Origin of the sequence: Dongia deserti (genome assembly GCF_003574735.1) — a bacterium.
In the GTDB taxonomy this organism is placed as follows: domain Bacteria; phylum Pseudomonadota; class Alphaproteobacteria; order Dongiales; family Dongiaceae; genus Dongia_A; species Dongia_A deserti.
Genome location: NZ_QORW01000003.1, coordinates 207252 through 221144, shown reverse-complemented (window position 1 = coordinate 221144; position 13893 = coordinate 207252). Strand labels below are relative to the sequence as shown.

The 13893-nt window shown below is 64.3% G+C and carries 10 protein-coding genes, 1 tRNA gene and 1 pseudogene; all 12 read left to right on the top strand.

Features of this window, described 5'->3' with window-relative positions; genetic code table 11:
* Positions 1-21 precede the first annotated feature (21 nt).
* The 12 genes and pseudogenes from fdnG (at position 22) to DTX69_RS06070 (ending at position 13785) form a co-directional block, all read left to right on the top strand.
* Positions 22-3102, top strand: coding sequence for a formate dehydrogenase-N subunit alpha (fdnG, locus tag DTX69_RS06120; protein ID WP_162916735.1), 3081 nt, complete (start codon positions 22-24; stop codon positions 3100-3102).
* Positions 3103-3113: 11 nt separating this feature from the next.
* Positions 3114-4061, top strand: coding sequence for a formate dehydrogenase subunit beta (gene fdxH, locus DTX69_RS06115; RefSeq protein WP_119300623.1), 948 nt, complete (start codon positions 3114-3116; stop codon positions 4059-4061).
* Positions 4061-4765 carry a formate dehydrogenase subunit gamma gene (locus DTX69_RS06110; RefSeq protein WP_162916733.1) on the top strand — a complete coding sequence of 235 codons (705 nt, stop codon included), beginning with the start codon at positions 4061-4063 and terminating at the stop codon, positions 4763-4765. The genes fdxH and DTX69_RS06110 overlap by 1 nt, the downstream gene beginning before the upstream one ends.
* A 48-nt stretch (positions 4766-4813) precedes the next feature.
* The gene (gene fdhE, locus DTX69_RS06105; protein ID WP_119300622.1) at positions 4814-5731 is read left to right on the top strand and encodes a formate dehydrogenase accessory protein FdhE; all 918 of its coding nucleotides are present in this window, start codon (positions 4814-4816) and stop codon (positions 5729-5731) included.
* A gap of 1 nt (position 5732) precedes the next feature.
* A complete protein-coding gene (selA, locus tag DTX69_RS06100) occupies positions 5733-7151 on the top strand; it encodes an L-seryl-tRNA(Sec) selenium transferase (protein WP_284735581.1) in 1419 nt (472 codons plus the stop codon).
* The gene (locus DTX69_RS06095; RefSeq protein WP_119300621.1) at positions 7138-7899 is read left to right on the top strand and encodes a tetratricopeptide repeat protein; all 762 of its coding nucleotides are present in this window, start codon (positions 7138-7140) and stop codon (positions 7897-7899) included. Before selA ends, DTX69_RS06095 begins: the two co-directional genes overlap by 14 nt.
* A pseudogene (gene selB, locus DTX69_RS30955) lies at positions 7896-9725 on the top strand (selenocysteine-specific translation elongation factor); the annotation flags it as partial. The gene DTX69_RS06095 and the pseudogene selB, both read left to right, overlap by 4 nt.
* 120 nt (positions 9726-9845) lie before the next feature.
* Positions 9846-9941, top strand: a tRNA-Sec gene (locus DTX69_RS29980).
* A gap of 35 nt (positions 9942-9976) precedes the next feature.
* Complete coding sequence (locus tag DTX69_RS06085) at positions 9977-10432, top strand: hypothetical protein (protein WP_119300619.1); 456 nt, start codon at positions 9977-9979, stop codon at positions 10430-10432.
* On the top strand, positions 10419-10814 hold the full coding sequence (locus DTX69_RS06080; RefSeq protein WP_284735578.1) for a hypothetical protein: 396 nt from the start codon (positions 10419-10421) through the stop codon (positions 10812-10814). The genes DTX69_RS06085 and DTX69_RS06080 overlap by 14 nt, the downstream gene beginning before the upstream one ends.
* A 19-nt stretch (positions 10815-10833) precedes the next feature.
* Positions 10834-13095, top strand: a complete 2262-nt coding sequence (gene selD / locus DTX69_RS06075) for a selenide, water dikinase SelD (protein WP_119300618.1) — start codon at positions 10834-10836, stop codon at positions 13093-13095.
* A 3-nt stretch (positions 13096-13098) separates the two neighbouring features.
* Positions 13099-13785, top strand: a complete 687-nt coding sequence (locus DTX69_RS06070) for a spermidine synthase family protein (protein WP_119300617.1) — start codon at positions 13099-13101, stop codon at positions 13783-13785.
* Positions 13786-13893 lie beyond the last annotated feature (108 nt).

Below are 13893 nucleotides of genomic sequence, written 5' to 3'. Positions count from 1 at the left end.
TTCTGGGGAGGGACCGGTATCATGAACATGGAACTCTCGCGACGCACCTTGTTGAAAGGTGCGGGCGTGGGGTTGGCCGGGACGGCGCTTGGTGCGTTCGGCTTTGGCGGCATCGAAGCTGCCTATGCCGATGCGATCCGGGCGTTCAAGCTGGTCGGCACCACAGAAACCCGCAACACGTGCCCGTACTGCTCCGTCGCTTGCGGCGTGATCATGTATTCCAAGGGCGACCTGACGAAAGGCGAAAAGGCCGAGATCACTCACATCGAGGGTGATGTCGACCATCCGACCAATCGCGGCACGCTGTGTCCGAAGGGCGCGGCGTTGCTCGATTTCGTGAAGTCGGAGACGCGCCTGACCAAGCCGCGCATCCGCAAGCCGGGCGCCGACAAGTTCGAGGACATCTCCTGGAACGATGCGCTCGATCGCATCGCGCGCCTGATGAAGGATGACCGCGACGCGAATTTCGAAGCGCAGAACCAGGATGGCGTCACGGTGAACCGGTGGAAGACCACCGGCTTCCTCGCTGCGTCGGCGAGCACCAACGAAACGGCGTTCCTGACCTACAAGGTGGTCCGCAGCACCGGGATCCTGGCGTTCGACAACCAAGCGCGAGTTTGACACGGCCCAACGGTGGCGAGTCTCGCCCCAACATTCGGCCGTGGCGCGATGACGAATTCCTGGACCGACATCAAGAATACGGACCTCGTCATCATCATGGGCGGCAATGCCGCCGAAGCCCATCCGTGCGGCTTCAAATGGGTCACGGAAGCCAAGGCCAATCGCGGCGCGAAGCTGATTGTCGTGGATCCCAGATTCACGCGGTCGGCGTCGGTGGCGGATTTCTACGCGCCGATCCGGCAAGGCACCGATATCGCGTTCATCCTGGGCCTTATCAACTACTGCATCCAGAACGACAAGGTCCACTGGGACTATGTCAAGGCCTTCACGAATGCGACCTATCTGGTGAAGGACGGCTTCAGCTTTAAGGATGGCCTGTTCTCGGGCTACGACGAATCGAAGCGCGAATACGACAAGTCGAGCTGGGACTATCAAATCGGCGAAGACGGGTTCGTGATGGTGGATGACACGCTCAGCAATCCGCGCTGCGTGTGGAACCTACTGAAGGAGCATGTGTCCGTCTACACGCCCGAGATGGTGGAGCGGATCTGCGGCACGCCCAAGGACAAGTACCTCAAGGTTGCGGAAATGGTAGCGGAGACCTCTTCGCCGACCAAGACCATGACGTCGATGTATGCCCTCGGCTGGACCCAGCATTCCAAGGGGTCACAGAACATCCGCAGTATGGCGATGCTGCAGCTCATCCTGGGCAATATCGGCATGCGCGGCGGCGGCATGAATGCGCTCCGCGGCCACTCCAACATCCAGGGGCTCACCGATATCGGGCTGATGTCAAACCTGATCCCCGGCTATCTCACGATTCCCACTCAGAAAGAGGTCGACTTCGCCACTTACATGTCGACCCGCGGCTTCAAGCCGCTCAGGCCCGACCAGATGAGCTACTGGCAGAACTACAAGAAGTTCTTCGTCAGTTTCCAGAAGTCGATGTGGGGTGACGAAGCGCAGCCGTGGAATGACTTCGCCTATGATTGGCTGCCGAAGCTCGACGTGCCGGCCTACGACGTGCTGCGTGCGTTTGAGCTCATGCACCAGGGCAAGATGAACGGCTACGTCTGCCAGGGCTTCAATCCGCTGCTCTCCTTCCCCAACCGGAAGAAGTGCACGGATGCACTGTCCAAGCTCAAGTTCCTGGTTACGATGGATCCGCTGGACACCGAGACTGCGCGGTTCTGGGAGAATCACGGCGAGTATAATGACGTCGATCCATCCCAAATCCAGACCGAAGTGATCCAGTTGCCGAGCACCTGCTTCGCGGAGGATGACGGTTCCCTCGTCAATTCAGGGCGATGGCTGCAGTGGCACTGGGCGGGCGGAACACCGCCGGGCGAGGCCCAGCGCGACACCTGGATCATGGCGCAGATCTGGAAGCGTTTGAAAGCGCTCTACGAGAAAGAAGACGGACCGCTGCCGGATCCGATCCTCAAGGTGCGCTGGCCGTACGCGGACCCAGACGATCCCAAGGCTGACGAGATCGCGCGTGAGATCAATGGCTACGCGATCGAGGCGGTCTACGATCCCACCGATCCGACCAAGGTGCTGGTGGAAAAGGGCAAGCAGTTGGCGAGCTTCGGCCAGCTTCGCGACGACGGCACGACCTCCTGCGGCTGCTGGATCTACACCGGCTGCTTCACCGAGGACGGCAACAACATGGCCCGGCGGGACAATTCCGATCCGGACGAGGCCGGCTTCTACTCCAAATGGGCGTTCTCCTGGCCGGCCAACCGTCGGATTCTCTACAACCGCGCCTCGGCCGACATGAACGGCCAGCCGTGGGATCCGAGCCGCAAAGTGATCGCCTGGAACGGCACCAAGTGGGAAGGCTATGACGTGCCCGACATCGCTCCCACGGCGAAGCCGGATGTGGTCGGCCCCTTCATCATGAACCCGGAAGGAACGGCGCGCCTGTTCACGCGTACCATGATGAAGGACGGTCCATTCCCGGCGCACTACGAGCCGTTCGAATCGCCGATCGCCAACCCGGTTGCCCCGAACGTGAAGGGCAACCCGGCTGCGCGCGTGTTCGAGGGCGACATGGCCCAGTTCGGCGAGGCGGAGAAGTTCCCGTACGCGGCGACTTCCTACCGGCTGACCGAGCACTTCCACTTCTGGACCAAGCATGTTCAGCCAAACGCCGTCATGCAGCCCGAGTTCTTCGTCGAGATCTCGGAGCAGCTGGCTGAGGAGAAGGGCATCAAGCAAGGCGGCTGGGTCAAGGTCATGTCCAATCGCGGCGAGGTGAAAGCCAAGGCCGTGGTGACGAAGCGGATCAAGCCGCTGCAATGCGACGGCAAGACGGTCCATATCGTCGGCGTGCCGCTGCACTGGGGCTTTACCGGTGTGGCGAAGAAGGGGCTCGGCCCCAACACGCTGACCCCGTTCGTAGGTGACGCCAATATCGAGACGCCGGAATATAAGGCGTTCCTGGTTGATATTGCGCCGCTGACCGAACCGGTATCGTAAGGGAGGCAGCCATGTATCCTCCGCTTCCGAACCCGTCCGTCCAGCCTTCCGCGATGCAATACGGCCAGGAAGACCTGGTCCGGCGCTCGGCCTCTACCGTGCCGACGCCACCGCGGCAGCTTACCCCGGTGGCGAAGCTCATCGACGTCTCCAAGTGCATCGGCTGCAAGGCTTGCCAGGTCGCCTGCCTGGAATGGAACGACATGCGCGAAGAAGTCGGCGTGAACACGGGTGTCTATGAGAACCCGCACGATCTCACGCCGGCCAGCTTCACGCTGATGCGCTTCACCGAGTGGGAGAACGGGGAGACCGGCAATCTCGAATGGCTGATCCGCAAGGATGGCTGCATGCATTGCGGCGATCCAGGATGCCTCAAGGCGTGTCCGGCACCCGGCGCGATCGTGCAATATTCCAACGGCATCGTGGATTTTGTGAAGGAGAACTGCATCGGCTGCGGCTATTGCGTGAAGGGATGCCCCTTCAACATCCCGCGCATCTCCAAGGTCGATCACAAGGCCTACAAGTGCACCTTGTGCTCTGATCGCGTCGCGGTGGGGCAGGGACCGGCCTGCGCCAAGGCCTGCCCGACCCAGGCCATCGTGTTCGGCCCCAAGGAAGACATGATCCAGCACGCGAACGCGCGCATCGAGGATCTGAAGTCCCGCGGCTTCCAGAATGCGGGCCTCTATGATCCGCCCGGCGTCGGCGGCACCCACGTCATGTATGTGCTGCACCATGCCGACAAGCCGGAGATCTATGCCGACCTGCCGAAGGACCCGAAGATCAGCCCAGTGGTGGAACTGTGGAAGGGCCTCACCAAATATGCAGGCCTGACCGCGATCGCCTCCTTCGTGGGCATCGGGTTCCTGCACCACATCGTCTCCGGCGCCAACCGCGTGTCGGCGGAGGATGAGCGTAATGCCAAGCGGCTGACGGAAAATCAGCCGGGAGGTGGATGATGGAAAGACCGTATGATGTCGGGCCTGACGACAAGGTCCATCCGGGCGACCCGGTGACGGTGGATCGCTACACACCGGCCGCCCGCATCAATCACTGGATCACCGCGGCGAGCCTGGTGCTGCTGGCATTGTCCGGTCTGGCGCTGTTCCATCCCAGCCTGTTCTTCCTGACCGGGCTGTTCGGCGGCGGCGAGACGACGCGCGCCATCCATCCGTGGATCGGCGTGGTCCTGTTCTTCGGATTCCTGGGACTGTTCCTGCGCTTCTGGCGGGCCAACCTGTGGCGGGGCGAGGATGGCACCTGGATGCGGCGCCTCAGCGACGTATTGCGCGGCCACGAGGAGAATGTCCCGGAGGTCGGCAAATACAATGCCGGTCAGAAGTTGTATTTCTGGACGATGTCGGTCCTGATCATCATCATGATCGGGAGCGGGGTGGTGCTGTGGGACCAGTATTTCGCTGAATATACCAGTGTGGGGCAGAAACGCGCCGCGGTGCTGATCCATGCAGTGGGTGCAGTCGTGAGCATTTGCGTCTGGATCGTTCACGTCTATGCTGCGATCTGGGTGCGCGGCACGATCCGCGCCATGGTCAAAGGCTCGGTCACCGGCGGCTGGGCTTGGCGGCATCATCGGAAGTGGTTGAGGGAACTGGTCACCGGCAAGCGTGACGACCAAGGCAGTGGGGCCAAGCCCGCGGAATAGGGTAAACTGGCACCCAACACGTGACCCGTGTGGTTCGTGAGGTGAGCAATGGCAAAGACGGACGCGCCGCAGCGCGATATGACCTCGATCGGCGAGGTTGTCAGTCCTGCCTTTGTCCGCCTGCCGGAGCCGCTGCAGCTCTTCTGCACCCGCGCCGCGCGCTTCCGCTATCTGGCGGAAGGCCACGATCTCAAGCCCTATCTGCTGTTTCTGGCCGGCATCGCCGAGGCTCAGCATGTCGTGCAGGGCGGGCTGCCGGCGCCCACACTGCCCAAGGCGGACGCGCTCAAGCGTGCGCGCGAGTTCAGCATGCCGGCGCTGGATCGCGCGCGGTTCGAACCCGACCAGGTGCTTGACCAGACGCTCGAGCGTCTTCTCGATCAGGTGATAGGCATCGACATGCCCGAGGCGGCGGCGGAGGCGCTCGCACGGCTGCGCTCCACTGATGGCGTGGCGCGCGCGGAGATGGTCAGGTCCGTGCTGGCCTATGCCATTCCGATGGAAACGCTGGCGGATCATCTCTACGTTGCGGCTGCCCTGCAGGTCCAGTTCGCCCGGCTTGCCGCACAGCTTGACGCGAAGTCGCTGGTGCCGGTCGGAGATGGGGCGTGCCCGGTCTGCGGCGGCCTGCCGGCGACGTCGATGGTCGTCGGCTGGCAGGGCGCGCACGGCGCGCGTTATTGCGGCTGTGCGCTGTGCGGCACCTTGTGGAACTATGTCCGTATCAAGTGCGCCTTGTGCGGCTCGACGGCCGGCATTGCCTATGAGGAACTCGAAGGCGGCGCGGGAACGATCAAGGCCGAAACCTGCAAAAGCTGCCACGGCTACGTGAAGATCCTGCACCAGCACCAGGACCCGGCGGTCGATCCCATTGCCGACGACGTCGCCAGTCTCGGACTGGATCTGCTGGTGCGCGAGACGGGCTTCACGCGCGGCGGCGCAAACCCGTTCCTGGTTGGGTATTGACGTGAGCTCGGACGGCAACATCGCCAGCGCACGACGCCTGCCCTCGGTCGACGAAGTGCTGAGGACCGGGATCGCTAATGCTGCGATCAGCGAGTTCGGCCGCTCTGCGGTCGTGGCTGCGGTGCGCGATGTGATAGCCGACGCGCGCCAGGCTGGCACCGGCGCTGCTGCGGAGGCCGTGGCTGAAGACGCGCGGCTGCTGCTGCAGGCCAAAGCTGTGCCGAGCCTGCGCCCGGTCTTCAACCTGACCGGCACGGTGCTGCACACCAATCTGGGCCGCGCGCTGCTGGCGAACGCAGCGATCGAGGCGGCGACGGACGCCATGCGCAGCGCCGTCGCACTCGAGTTCGACCTTGAGGCCGGCAAGCGCGGCGACCGTGACGATCATCTGCGCGGATTATTATGCGAGCTGGCAGGCGCCGAGGATGCGACCATCGTCAACAACAATGCGGCCGCTATTTTGCTGGCGCTCAACACGCTGGCGAAAGGGCGCGAGGCGGTGGTGTCGCGCGGCGAGCTGATCGAGATTGGCGGCGCCTTCCGCATGCCGGAGATCATGAGCCGTGCGGGCACGAAGCTCGTCGAAGTCGGCACTACCAACCGTACGCATTTCAAGGATTACAAGGCGGCGATCGGACCAAAGACCGGTCTGCTGCTGAAGGTGCATACCTCAAATTACCGGATCGAAGGCTTCACTAGCGAGGTCTCCGCGCGCGAGCTTGCGGGACTGGCACGGGAGCACGGCTTGCCGCTGGTCAACGATCTCGGCTCCGGCACATTGATTGATCTCACGCGCTTCGGACTCAAACACGAACCGACGGTGGCGGAAGTCGTTGCCGAGGGTGCCGACCTCGTCACCTTTTCCGGCGACAAGCTGCTGGGCGGGCCGCAGGCCGGATTCATCGTCGGCCGCAAGGAGCTGCTGGCGCAGATCAACCGCAACCCGATGAAGCGCGCCCTGCGCGTGGATAAGATTCGCATGGCTGCGCTGGAAGCGACGCTCAAGCTCCACCGCGATCCTGACCGCCTAGCCGCGCGTCTGCCGACCATCCGCCTGCTGGCGCGACCAAAGGTCGAGATCGAAGAGTTGGTCGGCCGCATCGCCCCGCTTCTGGTCGCGAAGCTTGGCGCTGCCTATCAGGTGGAAAGCGTCGCTTGCGCCAGCCAGATCGGCTCTGGCGCCTTGCCATTGGAGATCGTGCCCAGTGCCGGCATCGCCATCCGTCCATCGGCGTCGCGCGGGCAGGGCCGCGCGCTCGCGGCATTGGGGGCGGCGCTGCGCGACTTGCCGGTTCCCGTCATCGGCCGGATCGCCGACAATTGTCTGATGCTTGATCTGCGCTGCCTGGAGGATGAGGCTGGGTTTGCCGCCAATCTCAACGCGCTCGATTTGTCGGAGGGATGGGATGCAAGCGCCTGACTCCGGGGTAGAGCGTGCGCTCGATAGCGTTACCGACCAGATGACCATGGCCTACGAAGCGGCGGAACATGGCGACCACGCGCGAGCGCTGGAGATCTGGGGGCCGCTGGCCCATGCCGGCATCGCGCGCGCGCAGAGCAATATCGGCGCCTGCTTTGCCAACGGCCTTGGGGTCGCGCCCGATGGCACGCTGGCCATGCGCTGGCTGACCCTGGCGGCGGAGGCCGGCGATGTCGTCGGCCAGCGCAATCTCGCCACGCTCTACTTCAAAGGAGAGTTGGTCGAGCTGGACGCGGCCGCAGCCGCGCGCTGGTATCGCGCGGCCTCCGAACAGGGCGATGCGGAATCCCAGGACATGCTGTCCTGGCTACTGGTCGAAGGCGAACTGCTGCCGCCGGACTACGAAGAGGCGCGGCGCTGGGCGATGGCGGCAGCGGAGCAGGGCGTGGCATCTGCGATGACCCGGCTCGGCATGCTCTATCACAATGCGCTGGGCGTCACGCGCGATCCCGCGGCTGCTGCGCAGTGGTGGCAAAAGGCAGCTGTGCTCGGCGATGCCGATGGGCAAGCGATGCTGGGCGCAGCACATCACATGGGTGCTGGTATCAAACGGGATTCGGTGGCGGCGCTCACGTGGCTGCTGCGGGCGCAGCGCCGCGGCAGCAAGCTTGCAGGGCCGTTCCTGTCCGCGGCGCACGCCGCCTGCACGCCCGCACAGCGGTTGGAAGCCGAGCGGAGTGCCACATGATCGTCGGAACCGCCGGTCATATCGATCATGGCAAGACCGCTTTGGTGCGGGCCTTGACTGGCGTCGATGCCGACCGTCTGCCGGAGGAGAAGGCGCGCGGCATCACCCTCGATCTTGGCTTCGCCTATTGGGCGCGCCCGGACGGGCAGGTCATCGGCTTTATCGACGTGCCGGGCCATGAGAAGCTGGTGCACAACATGCTGGCCGGCGCGACCGGCATCGATCTCGTACTGCTGGTGGTGGCAGCCGACGATGGCATCATGCCGCAGACGCGCGAGCACCTCGCCATCCTGGACCTGCTGGGCCTCACGCGCGGGATCGTCGCACTGACCAAGGCAGACCTCGCGGACGAAGCGCGCCGACGCGAAGTCGGAGCGGAAATCTTGGCAGCCTTGACCGGAACGTGCCTGGCTGGTGCCGAAATCCTGCCCGTCTCCTCCATGACGGGAGAGGGCATCGGCGCACTGGCAGAGCGGTTGGATGATCTGTGCCGCGCGACTGTGACACGGGCGGCTGACGGGCGCTTCCGTCTTGCCGTCGATCGTTCCTTCACCTTGATCGGCACAGGGACGGTCGTCACGGGCACGGTCCTGTCCGGCCATGTGACCGTCGGTGATGCCGTGATCGTGAGCCCATCAGGGCTGGAAGCGCGCGTGCGCTCTCTGCATGTGCAGAACCGCGCGGCGGAGCACGGGCAAGTCGGCGAGCGCTGTGCGTTGGCGCTGGCGGGCGCGGGCATCACCAAGGAAGCGATCGGACGCGGCGATATCGTGCTCGATCCATCCCTGCATGCACCGACCGGTCGCATCGACACGCAGCTGCGGGTGCTGAAGTCCGAACTCAAGCCCGTTGGCCAATGGATGCCGGTGCGATTTCATCACGGCGCGACGGACGTGGCGGCGCGCGTCGTGGTCCTGCGGGATGAGCCCATCGCACCGGGTGAAACCGAGCTGGTGCAGATCGTTCTCGAAAAGCCGATCGCCGCGGCGGCGGGCGACCGGTTCGTCATCCGCGATACCTCCGCCACCCGCACCATCGGAGGCGGTGTGCTGATCGACTTGCGTGCCCCGGAACGCAAGCGACGCACGTCGGAGCGCCGCGCAGAGCTGTTGGCGCTCGACACTGCCGATCCCGCAGCGGCGCTCTCGGCCGCTCTGGCTGGGCCGAGGGGCTTTGTCGATCTGGAAGCTTTCTTTCGAGACCGTGCGGCCTCCGCCAACGCGGCCGGAGAGGCGATTGAGCGGCATGATCTCGTCGCGCTGTCGGGCGGTCACCAGGCCATCGCCATGCGACGCACGACCTGGCAGCGGTTCAGCGATGCCGCCATCGCGACGCTCGATGCGTTTCATTCCGAACGGCCAGATCTGCAAGGGATGGGGCAGGAGAAGCTGAGGCTATCTCTTCATCCGCGTCTGCCCGCGCCATTGTTCGCGGCGGCGATCCAGCGGATGGTGAGTGCCGGCGCCGTGGTTCTGGACCGCGCCTGGCTGCGGCGGCCACATCACGAAGTGCGCATGACGCCGGAGGAGGAGCGGATCTGGTCGCGTGCCAAGCCATTGCTGGGCGAGTTCAACCGCTTCCGCCCGCCGCGCGTGCGCGACATTGCGCGTGAGTTCGGGATCGACGAGAAGATCGTGCGCCGGATCTTCCGCTTGGTGGCCCGCCGCGGTGAAGTGGACGAGGTTGCGCTGGATCACTTCTTCCTGGCGGAGACCGTCGCAGAGATGGCGGAGATCGCGATCGATGTTGCGCGCAATACCGAGGACGGCCGATTCAATGCGGCGGAGTTCCGGGACCGCCTGGAGAACGGCCGCAAAGTGGCGATCCAGATCCTCGAATATTTCGACCGCCAAGGTTTCACGATGCGGCGTGGCGATTGGCGGCGCATCAATCCCAATCGCACAGACATGTTCGCCAAGCGCGCCGAGCCGGCGCAGGCTCCAATTGGAGGAGATGCGTCCCCGGTGGGGCGTCCGGACTTCAAATCCGGGAAGGGTCGCGAGACGATCCTTGGTGGGTTCGACTCCCACTCTCTTCCGCCAATTTCCCATTCACCAGTTTCGCAGGGCGCGCGCCGATGAGCCCGATTGCGCCGTTCCTCGAGACGCTCGAGGCCGCAGCCAAGAGCGCTGCGGCCGCGGAAATGGCGTACCGCCGGGAAGCTGCCGAGCGCATCAAAGCCCTCGAGCGGGAGCGCAGCTTTGCCTTCCGCCGCGCGAACCTGATGCGGCCGATCGCCGATGCGGTGGCGCGCGCGGAGAGCGAGGAGATGGCAGTCGCCGGCAGTCAGGCGGTTCTGCGCGCCAAGCTCGGCTGGTCGAGCGACAGCGAAGCCCGCTCCGCCATCTTGACTCAGTTTGCACCCGTGGTTCGGGGACTGTTTAGGAATCTGCATCCGCAGCCGGACGCGCCGCCGGTCGACATCCTCGCCTCGCTGGGCGCGTTCGAAGCCTGGTACGAAGCGACGCATCGCAAGCCATTCTGGGACCTGTTCGATCAGCCCATGCCGGAGACTCCCCTTGTCGATTTCTGAGACCGGCGACGTGCTCGACTTCAACGACTGGATCGTTGCCGAATTCGCCGATCGCGGCGCCTTCACCGCGCTGGTGGTGTTGGTGGAAATCGGCGACCGATCCGTGACTCCGCTTGCCTCGACCTATCTCAACGTGATCGGCGCGGAGGTCGAGTGGCTGGAAATCATGGCGCTGTTCGCGGACGCCGGAGTCCATTGGGATGGCGCATCCTTCTTCCCCGCGATCGCGCCGGAAGGCGGGCCGCTCGATAACGCCGCGGCACGTGCCAGGCTGAGTGAGATCGAATCGCGAGTGAAGGCCGAGCGCTTGACTCTGAACGAGGGCTTCTTCTTCGACCGGCAGGGGCGGCGCATAATGATCGAGGAGGTCGCCGCGCAATGATGGGCCGGGTCCGGCGGCGATGATGCGCGCGGGAGAGGTGCGCATCGACATCGTCCTGCTAGGCGGGGGACATGCTCATGTGCATGTTCTCAAGGCGTTTGCGATGAAGCCAGCGCCGGGCGTGCGCCTGACCCTGGTTACGCGTGACCTCGAGACGCCCTACTCGGGCATGTTGCCCGGTGTGATTGCCGGCCTCTATGCCGAGCCGGAAGCGCATATCGACCTGCTGCGTTTGACAGCAATCACGGGCACGCGGCTGATCCATGCGGAAGCGATCGGGGTCGACCGCGCGCAGAAACGCGTGCATCTCGCAGGGCGACCGCCCATCGCCTATGACCTGCTCTCCATCGACGTCGGTATCACGCCGGCACTGGCGCACATTGACGGCGCGGCGGAATACGGCATCGCGGTCAAGCCGATCGGGTCTTTCCTCGCCAAGTTCGCTTCCTTGCGGGAGCGTTGCCGCGCGCCCGATGGCCCGCGGCGCATCGCAGTGATCGGCGGCGGCGCCGGTGGCGTCGAACTCATCCTGTCGATGCGCGCGCACCTGCTGGCCGATGCGCGGGCGGACGGTCGGGATGAGGCGGCGTTTTCCTTTGTTCTGGTGACTGATGACGAGATTCTGGCGACCCACGACACGAAGGTGCGCGACAGCTTCCGGCGAGCGCTCGCCGCGCGTGGTATCGAACTGCATGAGCATAGCCTGGCCGGCGCGGTGATGCCGTCCGAGATCGAATTGGAAGGAGGTCAGAGCGTTGCGGCGGACGCGGTGCTGGTGACGACCGGAGCCGCGGCGCCGGGCTGGTTCCGCGGGACTGGCCTGGCGCTGGACAAGGATGGATTTCTGGCCGTTGGCCCCACGCTTCAAGCGCTCAACGATCCGGATGTGTTCGGCGCCGGCGATTGCGTGACCCTGACCGAGACGCCGCGGGAGAAGGCAGGCGTCTATGCCGTGCGCGCCGGTCCGCCCCTTGCCCGGAATCTGCGCCGGCGTGCGCGCGGCCAGGCGCCAAGACCGTGGCGACCACAGCAGCGGCATCTCGCGCTGATCTCGACTGGAGAACGCTACGCGGTCGCGTCGCGCGGACCTTTCAAGACCGAAGGTGCCTGGGTCTGGCGGTGGAAGGATTGGATCGATCGCCGCTGGATGCGGATGTATCAGGACACCGATGCCATGCTCGGACGCATGCCCAAGGTGCAGCTGGACAGCGCTCGGGAAGAGGAGATGCGCTGCGGCGGCTGCGCGGCGAAGATCGGTCCGTTGCCTTTGTCGCGCGCCATCGCCAAGCTGCCGCCGCCGATGGTCGATGGTGTGATGATCGGGCTGGATGCGCCTGACGATGCGGCTATCCTACTGCCGCCGAGATCCGGATACCTAGTGCAGACCGTCGACTTCTTCCGTGCCTTCATCGACGACCCCTTCGTGTTCGGAGAGATCGCGGCCAATCATGCGCTGAATGACGTGTTCGCAATGGGCGGTGTGCCGCGCCACGCACTGGCTACGGCGGTCATTCCTGTCGGCCCTACGGACAAGGTCGAAGAGCATTTGTTCCAGCTGCTGTCCGGTGCACGCGCATGTCTCGACCGCGAAGGCGTCGCGCTGGTCGGCGGTCATTCAAGTGAAGGAATGGATCTGTCGCTGGGGCTGAGTGTCACGGGCGAAGTTGCGGCAGACAGCATCGTGCGCAAGGGCGGATTGGCGGCGGGCGATGCGCTGCTCCTGACGCGACCGCTCGGCACGGGCATCCTGTTCGCGGCCGCCATGCGCGGGCGGGCGCGTGCGGTTTCGGTCGCTGCCGCACTGGAGGAGATGCGCCGGTCCAATCGCAGTGTAGCCGCGATCCTCTCGAGGTACCGCGCGACCGCTATGACGGATGTAAGCGGCTTCGGCCTGATCGGGCATCTGGGGGAAATGCTGGTCGCCAGCGGTGCAGAAGCGGAACTCGACCTCACCGCCATGCCGATCTACGCCGACGTCCTCGCCAAGGCCCGGGAGGGGATGGCATCGACCCTTCTTCCGGAGAACCTGGCGCGCCTTCAGCTGCTGCGCAGCCACATCGATGCGCCGGCCAAGGCGGTCCTGTTCGACCCGCAAACCTCCGGCGGCTTGCTCGCCGGTGTCCCTGCCGCAGCGGCGGCCGATTGCGCCGCCGAACTGCAGTCCGCCGGCCATGGATATGCAACAATCGTCGGCCGTGTGAGGCAAGTCGGCCTCGGCGAAGCAGGGGCATCGGTGTTCATCGCCGGCAGCCTCCCGGACCGAACAAATGGGCGGGGCTAGCGAATGCCTTGGGCGCTGATCGAGTCTGTGACAGAGAACGATGCTTTGCTCGAACTCTATGGCAAGGACGGCATGTTCATGATCCGCGCCAATGGCCTGGAACTGATGAACGGGTTCTGCCACGAGTCGGAAACGGCACTGGGGCAATATGCCGCACAACTCGCGCCGTCGCGCAAACCTCGCGTTCTGGTCGGCGGGCTTGGCCTCGGTTACACGATCGCTGCACTCATCGAGGCGGTCGGTGCCGTCGGAACGATCACGGTCGCCGAGCTTTCCGGTGCCGTGATCGATTGGTTCCATCGCTATGTGAAGTCATCGGCCTTGCTGGAGAGATGCACGGATCTGAGAATCGTCCATGCCGATGTCATGCAGTTGCTCGCAGCAGATGATCGCTACGATGTCATCGTATTGGATATCGATAACGGTCCGGAGCCACTCGTAACCGCCAGCAACGCTGCGCTCTATTCACCGGCGGGGCTGAGAAAGCTTTACGCTTCGCTCTCGGAGAACGGGATTGCGTTGCTGTGGTCTGGTTTTGAATCCACCACCTTCGCAGCGCATGCGGAGGAGGCCGGATTTGCGGTGACGTGCGAGCCATTCGAGAGGTCGCGGGCTGACCTATATCATTATATCTACGTGCTCGCCAAAAGCCCGGATCGCGGCGAGAGCCACCCAAAAACCAAAAATTAACCATATTCTGCTGAGATAAAGGTCGCGGATTGGCAGCCAGAACCAGCGCCAATCGAGTCGGACATAAAACTGACTCCGAATCGTTTGCGACTGATCGCTTTAGGCAAA